14 protein-coding genes and 3 tRNA genes are annotated in these 14,424 nt (G+C 66.3%); 4 read left to right on the forward strand and 13 right to left on the reverse strand.

Features of this window, described 5'->3' with window-relative positions:
• Positions 1-27 precede the first annotated feature (27 nt).
• Complete coding sequence (locus BLU54_RS24045; protein ID WP_211435386.1) at positions 28-1,188, reverse strand: hypothetical protein; 1,161 nt, start codon at positions 1,186-1,188, stop codon at positions 28-30.
• A gap of 396 nt (positions 1,189-1,584) precedes the next feature.
• Positions 1,585-2,649 carry a glycosyltransferase family 4 protein gene (locus BLU54_RS20130; protein ID WP_091912380.1) on the reverse strand — a complete coding sequence of 355 codons (1,065 nt, stop codon included), beginning with the start codon at positions 2,647-2,649 and terminating at the stop codon, positions 1,585-1,587.
• 447 nt (positions 2,650-3,096) lie between these two features.
• On the opposite strand from BLU54_RS20130, the gene BLU54_RS20135 reads away from it, so the two are divergent.
• On the forward strand, positions 3,097-4,971 hold the full coding sequence (locus tag BLU54_RS20135) for an ABC transporter ATP-binding protein (RefSeq protein WP_091912382.1): 1,875 nt from the start codon (positions 3,097-3,099) through the stop codon (positions 4,969-4,971).
• 34 nt (positions 4,972-5,005) lie between these two features.
• Here BLU54_RS20135 and otsA read toward each other — a convergent pair whose 3' ends face one another.
• Together otsA and otsB are read right to left on the reverse strand one after the other, a co-directional pair.
• Positions 5,006-6,418, reverse strand: coding sequence for an alpha,alpha-trehalose-phosphate synthase (UDP-forming) (otsA, locus tag BLU54_RS20140; protein ID WP_091912385.1), 1,413 nt, complete (start codon positions 6,416-6,418; stop codon positions 5,006-5,008).
• 79 nt (positions 6,419-6,497) lie between these two features.
• Positions 6,498-7,241, reverse strand: coding sequence for a trehalose-phosphatase (gene otsB / locus BLU54_RS20145; protein ID WP_091912387.1), 744 nt, complete (start codon positions 7,239-7,241; stop codon positions 6,498-6,500).
• 536 nt (positions 7,242-7,777) lie between these two features.
• On the opposite strand from otsB, the gene BLU54_RS20150 reads away from it, so the two are divergent.
• Entirely contained in the window at positions 7,778-8,446 is a 669-nt protein-coding gene (locus BLU54_RS20150; protein WP_091912389.1) for an SCO family protein, read from the forward strand.
• A 99-nt stretch (positions 8,447-8,545) separates the two neighbouring features.
• Here the strand turns inward: BLU54_RS20150 and BLU54_RS20155 are convergent, their stop codons facing one another.
• On the reverse strand, positions 8,546-9,013 hold the full coding sequence (locus BLU54_RS20155; protein WP_235838048.1) for a GNAT family N-acetyltransferase: 468 nt from the start codon (positions 9,011-9,013) through the stop codon (positions 8,546-8,548).
• A 242-nt stretch (positions 9,014-9,255) separates the two neighbouring features.
• Between BLU54_RS20155 and BLU54_RS20160 the strand changes: the two genes are divergently transcribed.
• Positions 9,256-9,687: an acyl-CoA thioesterase gene (locus tag BLU54_RS20160; RefSeq protein WP_091912479.1), complete on the forward strand. Its 432-nt coding sequence runs from the start codon at positions 9,256-9,258 to the stop codon at positions 9,685-9,687.
• Positions 9,688-9,921: 234 nt separating this feature from the next.
• Here BLU54_RS20160 and BLU54_RS24405 read toward each other — a convergent pair whose 3' ends face one another.
• A complete protein-coding gene (locus BLU54_RS24405; protein WP_091912392.1) occupies positions 9,922-10,515 on the reverse strand; it encodes a DUF3175 domain-containing protein in 594 nt (197 codons plus the stop codon).
• On the opposite strand from BLU54_RS24405, the gene BLU54_RS24410 reads away from it, so the two are divergent.
• Entirely contained in the window at positions 10,499-10,633 is a 135-nt protein-coding gene (locus BLU54_RS24410; RefSeq protein ID WP_268874551.1) for a hypothetical protein, read from the forward strand. The two genes, BLU54_RS24405 and BLU54_RS24410, sit on opposite strands and share 17 nt — an antisense overlap.
• A gap of 204 nt (positions 10,634-10,837) precedes the next feature.
• Here BLU54_RS24410 and BLU54_RS20170 read toward each other — a convergent pair.
• From BLU54_RS20170 to BLU54_RS20200, 7 genes are all read right to left on the reverse strand, one after another.
• Positions 10,838-10,911, reverse strand: a tRNA-Cys gene (locus tag BLU54_RS20170).
• Between the two features lie 63 nt (positions 10,912-10,974).
• A tRNA-Gly gene (locus BLU54_RS20175) sits at positions 10,975-11,050 on the reverse strand.
• Between the two features lie 54 nt (positions 11,051-11,104).
• A tRNA-Gly gene (locus BLU54_RS20180) sits at positions 11,105-11,180 on the reverse strand.
• A gap of 182 nt (positions 11,181-11,362) precedes the next feature.
• Entirely contained in the window at positions 11,363-11,965 is a 603-nt protein-coding gene (gene pgsA / locus BLU54_RS20185; protein WP_091912394.1) for a CDP-diacylglycerol--glycerol-3-phosphate 3-phosphatidyltransferase, read from the reverse strand.
• 106 nt (positions 11,966-12,071) lie between these two features.
• Positions 12,072-12,812 (reverse strand): DNA polymerase III subunit epsilon, encoded by a 741-nt coding sequence (gene dnaQ, locus BLU54_RS20190; RefSeq protein WP_091912396.1) that lies wholly within the window; start codon positions 12,810-12,812, stop codon positions 12,072-12,074.
• 161 nt (positions 12,813-12,973) lie between these two features.
• Positions 12,974-13,438 (reverse strand): ribonuclease HI, encoded by a 465-nt coding sequence (gene rnhA, locus BLU54_RS20195; RefSeq protein ID WP_091912398.1) that lies wholly within the window; start codon positions 13,436-13,438, stop codon positions 12,974-12,976.
• The gene (locus BLU54_RS20200) at positions 13,435-14,313 is read right to left on the reverse strand and encodes a class I SAM-dependent methyltransferase (RefSeq protein ID WP_091912401.1); all 879 of its coding nucleotides are present in this window, start codon (positions 14,311-14,313) and stop codon (positions 13,435-13,437) included. The genes rnhA and BLU54_RS20200 overlap by 4 nt, the downstream gene beginning before the upstream one ends.
• Positions 14,314-14,424: the final 111 nt, after the last annotated feature.

The raw sequence follows: 14,424 nt of genomic DNA on the forward strand, positions 1-14,424 counted from the left end.
GTCGCGCTGCGTTGCTACCGTCAGGCGTCAGCGCGGGTCGATAAAGCCGGCGGGGCGTCCGGCGCGGGCCGGAAGGTCGTGGCGATCGCCAGGGATGGCCGGTTCCGACCGCGCTGATGGCGGGTCGGTCTCGATCTGGTCGTCGACGCGATCTTGCGCGAGCGCCGGGGCGTCGCTCGCCGTAGCCAGCGAGGCTGTTGGCGCTGACTGCGACGCTGATGGCGTCGCTGGTTGCGTCGCCGGAGAGGCGGTGGCGGGTACGACGCCATCGGCGACGGCGGCATGGCTGCCTTCTCTAGCGCTGCGCTGGGTATCCATGACCGAACCATCGACGACTGCGGCATCCATGACCGCAGCATCCACGGCTGCCGCATCGATGGTTGCTGCCTGGGTGACTGCTTCGTCCGCGGCCATCACCTCCGCCGCCACCGCGTCGGGCGCCGTGGCGCCGGTCGTCTGCATTCGCGTCAGTGCCGCATCCAGCGCGTCGGCCGACCGCCGTTCCCCGCTCGATGCGATCCGTGTATCAATGATGCACCGCCGGTTGTGTCCCGCTGCCGCGAGCGACGTCCAACTGAGCGTGAAGCGGGTGAACAGGCGGCCACGCCGTTGCTGGATCCGCAGCGCGCTGACCGGATACTGGCCAACCTTGCGATTCTGATCCCACACGACCGCGTGCGCGTTGACGGCGTCGAGCGCCACGGCAAAGCGGCCGACCGCAAAGCGGCCGGCGATGGCGCGGGTCCGCCACAGCGGTCGGGCGCGGCAGAGCCACGCGACGGCCGCGTACAGGACCAGCAGCACCGCGGGCCAGCCGTTTGCGTCGCGGACCACATACAACAACGCGCGCGGGCCGGCGCCCCACCAGTAGCTGCCGAATGCCGCCAGCACGAACAGGATGCCGGCCAGCGAGAGGACGCGCAGCGTCTGCCGCAGCCACCGCGGCAACGGTTGAAACGGCTTGCCCGCCAACGGTTTCGCACCCGGCAGCGCCAGCAGCAGGAGGATGAAGAGCAGATGAAGGATGGCCGTCGGCGAGCGCGGGATCTGCTGCAGCGTCGCGCCGAAGCCACCGTCGCTCATCGAGTTCAGCCAACGGACGAGCAGCAGCAGACCGATGCCGCGCAACGCGAAGACCGTGCCACTGCCGCTGACTGCCTCGTCGCCGATCCGCTTGTTGCTGATCAATCTGTTCTCCGGAAAACGTCCCAATGACGCGTGCGCAGTTCATCCGTCGCATCGCCGCGCCCGGTCGATGGCGTGCCATTGCCACACCGATGCCGCCTTGACGCCATACCGATGACGCCATACCGATGACGCCATACCGATGCGGCATCGACGCCGCAGCAAGACGGCGCGGCGCCAACGCGCGCAAGGGACGACGCATTATAGAGATAGCACAGTCGGCGGCGGCGCGCCGTGTCCGAGCGCCACGTGGCGAGCCGTCGCAAAAAAGCGACGCCCCGCGTGCGGGGGCAGCGGGGCGTATTCAGGGCGCCGCCAGCTGTCGGCCAGCCGGCGGTCGCGTCGATCAGTTGCGTTGATCAGTTGCGCCGGCCGACCGACGGTGCGGCCGGCGCGGCCTCAGCCGGCGTTGACCTCGCGCAGTACCGGACGCTGCGAGCGGCGCAGCAGTTCCTCGTACGCGGCCACGTATTCCTGCGCCATGCGGCGCGCCGTGAAGCGTTCCTCGAAGCGCTGGCGCACGGCGGCGCGCGACAGCGTCGGCAGGCGATTGACCGCGGCCACCGCGCTCAGTTCGTCTTCGACGATGAAGCCCGATACGCCGTTGTCGATCACTTCCGGCACGGAACCGCGGTTGTACGCGATCACCGGCGTGCCGCAGGCCATCGCCTCGATCATCACCAGACCGAACGGCTCCGGCCAGTCGATCGGGAACAGCAGGGCATGCGCGCCCGACAGGAAGGCCGGCTTTTGCGCTTCGTTGATCTCGCCGACGAACTCGACGTGGGTGCGGCCCAGCAGCGGCTTGATCTTCTCTTCGTAATAGGCGCGATCGGCATTGTCGAGCTTGGCCGCGATCTTGATCGGCATGCCGGCCTTGGCGGCGATCTCGATGGCCCGGTCGACGCGCTTTTCCGGCGAGATGCGGCCCAGGAAGGCGAGGTAGGACGGCTTGATCTCCGGACGCGGCGTCAGCAGCTTTTCCGGCAGGCCATGCAGTACCGTGGTCAGCCAGTTCGCCTGCGGCAGCGGCGTGCGTTGATTGTCCGAGATCGATACCGTCGGCACGCCGTTGAAGGTGTTGAAGATCGGTTGCAGTTCCGGCAGGTCCAGGCGACCGTGCATCGTGGTCACGTGCGGCACCGGCTGCTGGCTGAATAGCGAGAACGGGTAGTAGTCGATGTGGAAATGCAGGACGTCGAACTCGTTCGCGCGCTTGCGAACCTGTTCGAGCAGCAGCATGTGCGGCGCGACCGTGTCGCGGATCGTTGGGTCCAGGCGCAGCGCCTGTGGCCATACCGCGTCCAATTCGGCGGACGTCTGCGAGTCGCCGCTGGCAAAGAGCGTCACTTCGTGACCGAGCTCGACGAGCGCCTCGGTGAGATACGAGACGACACGTTCGGTGCCGCCATAGAGCTTCGGCGGAACAGCTTCGTGCAACGGTGCGATCTGGGCGATGCGCATGTGACGCTCCTGCGTGAATGGTCGCCCGGGTCCGGGCGCATTGCCGCGGGTTCGCGGCGGAGAGGATTATCGGTCTCGCAATAGCAAAGCGCGCGCCCGGATTTCAAAGTTTTTATCTTGTTACAAAGCAGATACAAGTCGCCTCTCAAGCGTGCCCCTTCCATGCCGTTTTACGGTGCAAATGCGGGGCAATCGTGGCATCCTGCGCACGCCCGCTGAACGCGGTGTATCCTGAATCGTGCGTTGCCACAATTTGCCGCCGGCGTGCCCGGTTTGCAATGGGTGCTTCGATGCAGCCGCGCAGCGCACCGGTGCTGTCCATCCGCATTCACATCCGCATGGCATCGTGCCAGAAAGGACGTCCGGTCCCGTCCGCGTCCGCCACACCTGCAGCCACATCTTCGTTCAATGTCCGCAGCTGTCAAAAAAACTAACGGGAAATCAAGCATGGCCAGTCACCTCGACGCGTACAGCAACGAGTCCTTCGAGCATCTGACGTCGAAGGAAAGAAACGCGTTGAATGCTGACATCGCTTCCTACGCGACGCGTCCGCTCGCTTTCCTGTCGTCCTACATCCGCCGTCACCCGGTCGCGCACGCCGTGGTGCTTGCCAGCGTCCTGTCCGCCGTCGCGTGCGCGCTGCTGTCCCAGTACGCGATCAAGAACCTGATCGACGTGCTGAGCCAGGGGCGCGAGCACGCCGACGGCCTGCTCGCGGCGTTTCTGATCCTGGTCGGCCTGATCGCCGCCGACAACCTGCTCTGGCGGGTGGGCGGCTGGGTGGGCGCCCACGCGTTCGTGCAGGTGACCGGCGACCTGCGCCGCGACCTGTTCCGCTATCTCGGCGGCCACTCGCCGACCTACTTCGCCGAGCGCCAGCCAGGCATGCTGGCGAGTCGGATCACCGCCACTTCGAACGCGGTGTATATCGCCGAGAACACCTTCGCGTGGAATGTCCTGCCGCCCTGCATCGCCGTGCTGGGATCGATCGTGATGATCGTTGCCGTCAATCCGATGATGGCGGCCGGCTTGCTCGGCGTTTCGGCGATCCTGTCCCTGGTGCTGTACCGGCTGGCCGGGCGCGGCACCCGTCGCCACCACGCGTTCGCGACGCGCGCGGCGTCGGTCGACGGCGAACTGGTCGACGTGATCGGCAATATGGGACTGGTGCGCGCGTTCGGCGCGACGTTCCGCGAGCAGCGGCGCTTCGGCACCAAGGTGCGCGAGGAGATGTCGTCGCGCACCGAGAGCCTGCTCTATCTGGAAAAGCTGCGTCTGCTGCACGCGGTCGTTACCGCGCTGCTGTCCGCGGCGCTGCTGGGTTGGGCGCTGGTGTTGTGGAAGCGCGGGCAGGCGACCTCGGGCGACATCGTGCTGGTCAGCTCGCTCGGTTTCACCATTCTGCACGGCACGCGGGACCTGGCTGTCGCACTGGTCGATATCACGCAGCACGTCGCGCGGCTGGCCGAGGCGGTGGAAACGCTGCTGCAACCGCATGGCATGCCGGATGCCGACGACGCGGTGGATCTCGAAACCCGCGGCGGCGAAGTGCGGTTCGATCGGGTCACGTTTGCCTATCCGCGCCGTCAGGCGATCCTGTCGGATTTCTCGCTGACCATCGAGTCGGGCCAGCGGGTCGGCTTGATCGGCCGCTCCGGCGCCGGCAAGTCGACCGTGTTCGCGCTGCTGCAGCGTTTCTACGATGCGCAGGAAGGTGCCGTGCTGATCGACGACCAGAACATCGGGCGCGTCACGCAGATGAGTCTGCGCAATGCGATCGCGCTGGTGCCGCAGGACATTTCGCTGCTGCACCGGACGGTTTTCGAGAACATCCAGTACGGCCGGCCCGATGCCTCGCCCGAGGACGTCTACGCGGCGGCCCGCGAGGCGCGTTGCACGGAGTTTATCGAGGCGATGCCCGAGGGCTTCGATACGATGGTCGGCGACCGCGGCGTCAAGTTGTCGGGCGGTCAGCGTCAGCGCATCGCGATCGCGCGCGCGATCCTGAAGAACTCGCCGATCCTGCTGCTCGACGAAGCGACATCGGCGCTCGACAGCGAATCGGAGGACGCGATCCAGCAGGCGCTCGACCGGCTGATGCGCGGGCGGACCGTGATCGCAATCGCGCACCGGCTTTCGACGCTGCAGAATTTCGACCGCATCGTCGTGATGGATCAGGGCAAGGTCATTGATGACGGCCCGCCGGACGTGCTGCGCAACCGGCCCGGCCTGTACCGCGAGCTGCTCGCGCATCAGGCCGGCCAGGCCAGCGCCGCGCTGGCGCCCGAGTCGGTCCGGGAGGCGGCTTCGGCGCAGGCCTGAGGCACACACCCAGGCAGGATGGCGCGGCGGCGGTCTAGTCGGTCAGCCCTGCTCGCGCCGTTTCAGGCAGTGGCCAGGCTTCGCCGCGCAGGGCGCGCAGGAAGTCGTCCCGCCACACGGAGACGTTCTCGTCTCGCAACATCTTCATCATGTCTCGATAGCGCGAGCGACGCTCGTCGCGCGGCATCGACAGCGCACGGTCCAATGCCTCGGCCATGCCAACCCGGTCGATCGGATTGACGATCAAGGCGCCGTGCATCTGCTGCGCCGCGCCGGCGAACCGCGACAGCACCAACACCCCCGGGTCGTCCGGATCCTGCGCGGCGACATACTCCTTGGCCACCAGATTCATGCCGTCGCGCAGCGGCGTGACGTAGCCCACCGCGGCGGCCCGGAACACCGAGGCGAGCACCGCACGGTCGTACTGGCGATGGATGTAGCGAATCGGCGTCCAATGCAGCTCGCCAAAGCGGCCATTGATGCGGCCAGCCTCCGACTCCAGCTTGGAACGCATCGCCTGGTAGGCATGCAGGTCGGCGCGCGTCGGCGGCGCGATCTGCATGAAGGTCACCTGCTGACGCTGCGCCGGCGAGTGCTCCAGCAAGGTTTCGAATGCGCGGAACCGTTCCAGCAGACCCTTCGAGTAATCGAGCCGGTCGACACTGATGATCAGCTTGCGGGCTCCCATCGTGTCGCGCATCGCATGGACCACGTCGTCCTCGCTACCCGACGCTGCCAGCGAGGCAATCTCGTCTGGATAGATGCCGATCGGAAACGCGCCGATCTGCAGCGTGCGGCCGAATGCGTCGACTCGGCCGTCATGCGTGACCGTGCCGCCCGCCTCGCAGACGATGTAGTCGACGAGCGCGCGCAGGTCCGGCGCCGTCTGTACGCCGACCACGTCGTAGCAAGTCAGCGCCCGCACCAGCTCGGCGTGCGGCGGCACCGTGGTCAGCACCTGGGCGGCTGGGAAGGGCGTGTGCAGGAAGAAACCGAGGCGGTTGCGTACGCCGGCCAGCCGCAGCGCTTCGGCGAACGGGATCAGGTGGTAGTCGTGCACCCAGACGATGTCGTCCGGTTCGAGCAATGGCACCAGCCGGGCCGCCAGCCACGCGTTGACGCGGCGGTATCCGTCGAAATCGCTGCGATCGTATTCGGTCAGGTCGCTGCGATAGTGCAGCGTCGGCCAAAGCGTCGCGTTCGAGAAGCCCCGGTAGTACTGATCGTAATCGCGGCGCGTCAGACCGATCGTCGCGAAAGTGACCGGGCCGCGTTGCGTGACGGTCAGCATTGGCTGGCCGGCGCCAAGGATTTCGCCGCTCCAGCCGAACCACATGCCCCCGGTCTCCTTGAGCGCGTCGTAGACCCCGACGGCCAGACCGCCCGCGGCCGGCCCCCCTTCGGAGATCGGGGCGACGCGGTTCGAGACGATGATCAGACGGGCCACGGTTGCCTCGGTCGGAAGGGGGGCGGCGCGACGCGCACCGCAAGCAGAGTGAAGGGCGCGCGGCGCGCCGGCGGGTTCGTCAGCCGGCCGACGCGACCAGGGACTCGATCCATTCGATGCACGCGGTCACTGTGGCAAGCCGGTACGGCGCCAGCGTTTCGCCCTCGCCCACCTTCACCGACATGCCGCCCAGCCGGTTCACGACCGCGAAGCCCTTCTCATCGGTCAGATCGTCGCCCAGGAACACCGCGGTGCGTCCGGCAAACGGTGCTTGCGCCATGAACGCGTCGATCGCGCGGCCCTTGTCGACGCCGCTTGGCTTGATCTCGACGACCATCTTGCCCGGTTGCAGCGTGAAGGTGTCGGCATAGGGCGCCACCGCCGCCTCGGCGGCGGCGCGCACCACGTCGCCCAGCGTTGGCGCCAAGCGGTAATGCACCGCAAGGGCCACGTCCTTGCGTTCGAGCAGCAGCCCTTCGTGCGCGGCCACCGTGCCCTCGAGTTGCGTGTGCATCGCCGCGAGCCGCGCGTCGCCGTGGCCGATGCGGCTGACCGCGCCATTCGGTTCGCGCCGCTCGGCACCGTGCGAGCCCGCCGCCGCGAACACCAGCGGGTGCAGGAAGGCATCGAGGGCGGCGAGCGGGCGCCCGGACACGACCGCCAGCGCACCGCCGCTCAGCGCCTGAAGCCGGGTGAGCAGCGGCACGACGCTCGGCGACACCGTGACGCCTTCGGGCGTCGCGGCCAGGTCGACGAGCGTGCCGTCGAAGTCGAAGAAGAAGGCGGAGCGGTCGATCGGCGGAAGCGGGGGCGTTGAAGACATGCAGAATCCGGAAAGCGTGACGAAGACGAAGTGCGATAGCGATGTTACACAAGCTCTCCGGCGTTGACGAACATTGCCGGGCATTTCGGGGCTTGACGGGTCGAGGTTTGCACCGCGGCGAATGCGTCATTTTGCCGTGTAGCCGCGCGCGCATCGCGCCGAGGCGGTAAAGTGCAGGGCGCGCTGCCTCATGGACTGCTGCATGTGCTACTTCATGTGCTACTTCATGTGCTACATCACGCGCTGGCGCGCGGCGGCGCGGCTCGCCGTTCCTGCGCAAGCCGACGGCACAAGCACCGCGTAGCAGCCGGCCCTGCAATGGGGGCCTGCGTGCGGCCTGTCTGTGATTCATCGGTGGCCGCTGCGCGGTTTTGCGCGTGGCCCTGTTTGGCCTCCCGTAGTCACGCGTGGCCTTGCACAGCCCCGCATGGCCCGCTGCTTGAGGCGCACGCGGGCCACACCTCGGCCGCACCGGGCTGCACCGGGCTGCCACTGGGATGCATCGCGGCTCATCTTCACTCCTAGCTTTCGTCGCCATGGTTCACCCTTCCGCCGTTGTTCGTTCCAAGCGCCGCGCCTGTCTGCGTGCGGCGCTCGCCGCCGCGGCGCTAGGCGGGCTCGGGCTGGGCATCGCCAGCTTGAGCGCATGCTCGCGTGGCCACGGCGACGGCGACGGCGACGGCGACGGCGGCTGGCATCTGACGGACGTGTCCGGTCACCTTCCCGATCTGGCCTTCACGTTGAGCGGCCGGCAGGGTGGTGAGGTAGACCAGCGTCTGGTGGCCGGCAAGGTGGTCCTGCTGTACTTCGGCTATACGCACTGTCCCGATGTGTGTCCGACCACGCTCGGCAAGCTGGTGTCGGTGCTCGGCCGGCTCGGTGACGCGGCCGATGACGTTCGCATCGTGTTCGTCACGGTCGACCCGGCGCGCGACACGCCGGCGGCAATGACCCGCTACGTCGCCGCCTTCGATCCAGCGCACGCGATCGGACTGAGCGGCACGCCGGCGCAGATCCGCTGGCTAGCCAAGCGTTATCGCGTCGCGTACGAGGCCGCGCATGCGAGCGACGATGGTGCGTACGAGGTCATGCACAGCGCCGGCGTGTATGTGTTCGATCGTGCCGGCCGTGCCCGCCTGGTCGCGATGGAGGGCGACAAGGACGCAGCGATCCTGGCGGACGTACAGCGCCTGCTCAAGCGCTGAGCCGGGGAGCCCGCGGCACGCGGCAGTGTGCCACGGCTGGGACTGGGTGCTATCGATGGAGTGACGCCGGCCTGCGGCGCCATCCCAGCAACGCGAAGATCAGCGCGGTGCCCGGCGCATCTCGATGTGCGGGATGCCATCTTCGAGATAGGGGCCGCCGGTGCGCTTGAAGCCGAACGATTCGTAGAACGCCCGCAGGTACTGCTGCGCATTCAGCCGGATCGGCGTGTGCGGCCAGCGGCGCGCGACTTCGTCGAGCGCGCGCTGCATCAACATGCGGCCGATGCCGTGCTCGCGATACTGTGCCGCGGTCAGCACGCGGCCGATCTGCGCGAGCGGCTCTTCCTCGGTGGGCGCGAACAACCGCGCACACGCGACCAACGGCTGGTCCGGCGCACCGTTGTCGATGGCAAACAGGTGCACCGCTTCCACGTCGAGGCCGTCGATGTCGGCGTAAACACAACGTTGCTCAACTACGAAAACGGCGCAGCGCGCTTCGAGGACGCGGTACAACTCAAGCGTGTCGAGTTCGGCAAACGCTTTGCAACGCCATTCCAAGGTTTCCATTGCATCTTTCATACGGTAAAGCGAAATCATAACCGATGCCGACAGGCGATCGTATGCACGACGGTCGCGGCGGCAGCGGCAGGAGACGCGCACGTATTTATTTGATCACCTTGAAAATACTAGGGTAAACCCTATAATCATAGGGTCGCGTTCCGAATCGCCAGGCGATCGCAGCGGAACGTCCAATCGAATCGGCAGGGCGGCGCCGCAAACGCAGGCACGCCGCGAGCAGGAGCACCATGATGAATTTTCATACCCGCAAATGGGTCAAGCCCGAGGACCTCAATGCGAACGGCACGCTGTTCGGCGGCAGCCTGTTGGCCTGGATCGACGAGGAAGCCGCGATCTACGCCATGTGCCAACTCGACAATCCGCGCGTGGTCACCCGCTTCATGTCCGAGATCAATTTCGTCAGTTCCGCCCGGCAGGGCGACGTGATCGAACTGGGCATGACGGCGACCCGCTTCGGTCATACGTCGGTTACCTTGCGATGCGAGGTACGTAACAAGATGACCCGCAAGAGCATCCTGACGATCGACCGGATCGTGTTCGTCAGTCTCGACGAGAACGGCGAGCCCGCGCCGCATGGCAAGACCCGGATCTTCTATTCGCGTGGCGACGAGCCGCTCGCCCAGGCCGAGGCACGACAGGAAGCCGAGGCACTGCCAGCCTGAGCGCGATGCGCTGCGGTCGTGCCCGTCCCTCCCGAGATGGCGCCGCGCTTCATCCGACCGCGGCAAGGCGGCATCGCTGCGCGCGAGCGGCGATGCGGCACGCCACACATCGCCGCTCACGCGTCCGATACAGTGCGCCACGCATCGCTGCAAAACAATCGGATGCGAGACGCCGCGTAACGCGGCATCAGAATGGATGCAAGGTGTCTCCCATCGCGGCAACCTTGAGACCGCCTATGTGCGCGGTTTCGGTTCCCGGCCATACAGGGCGCGCAAGGCGTCCTTTGCTTTCTGCAGCACGGCCTTCTGGTCGCGTGAAAGGTTGCGTCTAGCGCGATTGCCATAAAAGTTGAGCATCGACATTGCCGACTGGAACGGCGTGCCACGCCGGCGCCGGCTGCGTTCGGCCGATGCCTTCACGGAGCGCGCCAGCCTTTCCGGGTCGTGCTGTTTGAACACACCGTTTTCCAGATCCATCGCATCGCTGTGCTCGGTGACGCGCTGTGACCAGCGGTCCGGCGTCGACGCGGCAGTGCGGCGATGCGTGCCGCTGCCTGCGGCCTTGGCATGACGGACGGAGCGGCCGCGCCGGTGCGAACCTGCTTTCGCTCGGCCGGCCTGATCAGCCGAGCGCGCCGTGCGCGTGCGACGCGTCGTGGCACGCTTGCGGTTCGAGCCGCCACTGCCACGCGTGCGGTCGCGCGTCCTCTTCCCGGCCGCACGCTTGCCGCCTGTGGGAGTGCGCGCGGTGCGTCGCCGTACACGCGATGGACTGCGCTTGCCGGTCCGGCTGCGCTTGCTGCGTTGGGTCGTGGCGCGGCTGCTCATCGTTGCCTCTTTTGAAGCGTCGGTGCATCGTATGCCGATGCTGATCGGCGCGACGCACGATGCCCGGCAGGCGATATTGGATATCGAGTTCGCGCGTCGACGCGGAAAGCTGAGCTGACGCGATGCACGGTCCATTCCTGCAAAGATCGGGAGGCAGGGCATTGCAGGCGAGGCAGGGAATGCCAGCCGGTGAGCCGGCAACGCGTGACTATGTGGCAGTACCGCGCGCTCTGGGACGTATTGATGGCGACGTGCGCATTCGTCGTTTCGACGGTCGCGATGAGCGATCGTCGACAGCGCAAGAAGGAGGGGAGACGAACGATGGAGGCGGGGGTCGGAATCGAACCGGCGTCCACGGCTTTGCAGGCCGCTGCATGACCACTCTGCCACCCCGCCGGGTGGAAGACCGTCATTGGCGACGGTCTTTCAAAGAAAAAGGGAAGCGTGGCTTCCCTGTCCTGGAGCGGGAAACGAGGCTCGAACTCGCGACCTCAACCTTGGCAAGGTTGCGCTCTACCAACTGAGCTATTCCCGCGCTAAGCGCTTTGGCAATCTGTCGACAGGGTGCCGACAAACCGACCGAAATTGTTGGAGCGGGAAACGAGGCTCGAACTCGCGACCTCAACCTTGGCAAGGTTGCGCTCTACCAACTGAGCTATTCCCGCACCGATACTGCTGGTGTGCTACCGCTTTACTGCGCCGCTTTACTACGCTGATCAAGGCACCGACTAGCTGCGCCACTGCGCTTGATCTTTGCTCGTTTCTGTCCGCGTTTGCAGTCAGAAGCGAGACAGAAATTATGGATGCCAGCCCGGTCTATGTCAACAAGAATTTTTCGTGACCGGCCTCACTGGCCGGCGCTGCGCTCGCGAATCTGCGGCCAGGCCAGCTTCATGTAGTAGAACATCGACCAGATGGTCAGCAGGGCGGCCAGATAGATCAGCCACTCGCCCCACAGCGGCGTATCGATGAACGGCAGGATGCGTACGCCGCCGATCACCGGTGTACCCCACAGCAGGAGCATCGGGATCGCAACCATCTGGCAGACCGTCTTGATCTTGCCGAGCGAATTCACTGCGACGCTCTTCGAGGCGCCGATCTTGGCCATCCATTCACGCAGCGCGGAGATGGTGATTTCTCGGCCGACAATGATCAACGCGATCGCCGCGTTCAGCCGACCGAGCTGCACCAGGACCAGCAGCGCGGCGGTCACCATCAGCTTGTCCGCGACCGGGTCCAGGAAGGCGCCGAACGCCGACGTCTGGTCGAGCTTTCGCGCCAGAAAGCCATCGAACCAATCGGTGAGCGCCGCAAGAATGAAGATCAGCGCCGCGCACAGATTCCGGTCGGCTGGCGAAAGGATGCCCGACGGCAGATAGAAGACGCCGACCGTCAGCGGTATCAGCACGATACGCAGCCAGGTCAGCAGAATCGGGACATTGAACGGCATGTCAACAATGAGCGGCAAGATTGGAACAATTGTGCACGCTCGGCCACGCGCTCACAAGGAAAAGGCGGGCGTAACTGCGACGCCCGGCACACCGCGCACCAGGCAGTCAGCCGGCCTCGCCGACACCGGCCTCGCTGGGGAGCGCGCGCCACACGGCGGTCTTGCGCGCCGCGCGCTCGATGTCGTCGAGCGTGGCGACATGTGCCGCCTGCTCCGCCTCGCTGGCCCGCAAGACCGGTAGGTTCAGCTTCGCGAACGACAGCGCCAGACCGGTCACGTCCGTGCGGATTGCCTCGCCGGGCTCGCCGATGCTCTCGATCACCAGGCTTTCCTGTCCGCGCGTCATTGCCAGGTAGACGTCGGCAAGCAGTTCCGCGTCGAGCAACGCGCCATGCAGCTTGCGGTGCGCGTTGCTAATGCCAAACCGGTCGCACAGCGCATCGAGCGAATTGCGCTTGCCCGGGAACATTTGCTTCGCCACCACGAGCGTATCGGTGATCGCGCCGCAGTATTCGTGCAGCGGCGGCATGCTCAGACGCTCAAATTCCGCATGCAGGAAGCCAACGTCGAACGGCGCGTTATGGATGATCAGTTCCGCGCCGCTCAAGTATTCGCGCAGCGTGGCGGCGATCTCGGCGAACTTCGGCTTGTCCGACAGGAATTCCGTGGTCAGGCCGTGCACGGCGAGCGCGCCCGGATCGCTGTCGCGTTCGGGGTTGATGTAGAAGTGCAGGTTGTTGCCGGTCAGGCGCCGGTTCACCAGTTCCACCGCGCCGATTTCGATCACACGATCGCCGGTGCGGGCGTTCAGGCCGGTGGTTTCGGTATCCAGGACGAGTTGACGCATGATGATCAGGAGGCGGTTCGGGACAATGGCGTAAGCAGGCGACTCGCAAGTCGGCGCGAAGGTTGCGTGAAGTCTGCGTGAAGTTTATTAAGCGCGGCGGGCAGGGACGGCGGGGCGTGAGCGCACGGCGTGCCAGCGCGCGAGATCGCGGCAGGCCGTCTTCACGCGAGCGTCGCGGCTGGTCCGGCCGGGCTCAGCACGCCCTTGTTCGCGAGTGCATCGGCGCGTTCGTTCTCGGGATGGCCGGCGTGGCCCTTGACCCAGCGCCACTGGATGTCGTGTGCCTGCGTCAGCGCATCCAGCTCCCGCCACAGGTCGGCGTTCTTCACCGGCGCCTTCGCCGCGGTCATCCAGTTCTTTTTCTTCCAGCCGTGGATCCACTCGCTGATGCCTTTCTGCACGTATTGCGAGTCAGTGTAGATCACCACCTCGCATGGCCGTTTCAGGAGGGTGAGCGCGGCGATCACGGCCGTCAGCTCCATCCGGTTGTTCGTCGTATTCGGCATGCCGCCGAAAATTTCCTTCTCGACCTGGCCGAAGCGCAGGACCGCTCCCCAGCCGCCGGGGCCGGGGTTGCCTTTGCACGCGCCGTCGGCGTAGATCTCGACATGGTTTTGCTGGGTCATTGCTGTGCTGTCTGGCTGTCTGTTCGTTTCATTGCTTCGTGTCTGCTCGCGCGCGTGCCCGATTCGCTCGCGCGGCGCGGCGCGGCGGCCGGCGCCACGGGCGCGAGTGCCGGCACCACCGCCTTGCGTTTCTTCCATGCCGGACCGATCAGGCGCATGCCGCGTTCACGCTTGATTGCCGTGATCAGGAAGGTCGCGCCAAAGATCGGCCACCAGCGATCGCCCGCCTTTTCCATGAACGCATAGCGGTTCAGCCATTTGTCGCTTGCCACCGGCGGACGATAGCAGCCGAAGCGACCGCGACTCAGTTCGAAGCCCAGCAGCTTGATCCAGTCCTTGATTCGCGTAAAGGCGATCAGGTTCTGCGTGGCGGGTACGAACGAGCGTCTGGCCATGCGGGCGACCGACTGGCGCACGCCCCACAGGCTCAGCGAGTTGAAGCCCACGATGACCAGCCGCCCCTCCGGCACCAGCACGCGTTCGGCTTCACGCAGCAGCGCGTGCGGGTCGTCGCTCAGTTCCAGCACGTGCGGCAGCACCAGCAGGTCGACGCTCTGCGTTGCGAACGGCAGGTCCAGGACCTCGCCGGCGACGATCGAGTCGATGCCCGGCGGGCGCTGCGCGTCGCTGGGCCAGCGCGGCCCGCCGTCGGCGCCCCGCGGCGCCTCGCCCAAGGCCGCGTCGAGCAACAGGGTCCGGTGGCTCATGCGGCTTTCGCGCAGCGCGGCGAGATGGGGCAAGCCGATCTGGACCGCATGGTAGCCGAACATGTCGCCAACCAGCCGGTCGAGTTGCGCCTGTTCCCATGCGAGGATGTAGGCGCCGGGTGGCGTCTCGGTCCATGCGGGCCAGTCGGTCGGAAAACGGTCAGCCATGTCGGTCCGGTGACGCAGCGGGAGTTCTGCTAAGGTGTATTGGAAACGGGCATGCCGTACGGCATCCCGAGACCCCATGGTGCCCGAAACGGCGCGACCGGCACTGCCGCC

This window comes from Chitinasiproducens palmae (assembly GCF_900095735.1).
Classification (GTDB): Bacteria; Pseudomonadota; Gammaproteobacteria; order Burkholderiales; family Burkholderiaceae; genus Chitinasiproducens; species Chitinasiproducens palmae.

What these genes read in the sequence shown, in the direction of transcription:
- BLU54_RS20130 (WP_091912380.1), bottom strand. Translation starts at nt 2,649, where the DNA reads ATGCGCATCGCCCAGATCGCACCGTTGCACGAAGCTGTTCCGCCGAAG.
- BLU54_RS20135 (WP_091912382.1), top strand. Translation starts at nt 3,097, where the DNA reads ATGGCCAGTCACCTCGACGCGTACAGCAACGAGTCCTTCGAGCATCTG.
- otsB (WP_091912387.1), bottom strand. Translation starts at nt 7,241, where the DNA reads ATGTCTTCAACGCCCCCGCTTCCGCCGATCGACCGCTCCGCCTTCTTC.
- BLU54_RS20150 (WP_091912389.1), top strand. Translation starts at nt 7,778, where the DNA reads ATGGTTCACCCTTCCGCCGTTGTTCGTTCCAAGCGCCGCGCCTGTCTG.
- BLU54_RS20155 (WP_235838048.1), bottom strand. Translation starts at nt 9,013, where the DNA reads ATGGAAACCTTGGAATGGCGTTGCAAAGCGTTTGCCGAACTCGACACG.
- BLU54_RS20160 (WP_091912479.1), top strand. Translation starts at nt 9,256, where the DNA reads ATGAATTTTCATACCCGCAAATGGGTCAAGCCCGAGGACCTCAATGCG.
- BLU54_RS24405 (WP_091912392.1), bottom strand. Translation starts at nt 10,515, where the DNA reads ATGAGCAGCCGCGCCACGACCCAACGCAGCAAGCGCAGCCGGACCGGC.
- pgsA (WP_091912394.1), bottom strand. Translation starts at nt 11,965, where the DNA reads ATGCCGTTCAATGTCCCGATTCTGCTGACCTGGCTGCGTATCGTGCTG.
- dnaQ (WP_091912396.1), bottom strand. Translation starts at nt 12,812, where the DNA reads ATGCGTCAACTCGTCCTGGATACCGAAACCACCGGCCTGAACGCCCGC.
- rnhA (WP_091912398.1), bottom strand. Translation starts at nt 13,438, where the DNA reads ATGACCCAGCAAAACCATGTCGAGATCTACGCCGACGGCGCGTGCAAA.
- BLU54_RS20200 (WP_091912401.1), bottom strand. Translation starts at nt 14,313, where the DNA reads ATGGCTGACCGTTTTCCGACCGACTGGCCCGCATGGACCGAGACGCCA.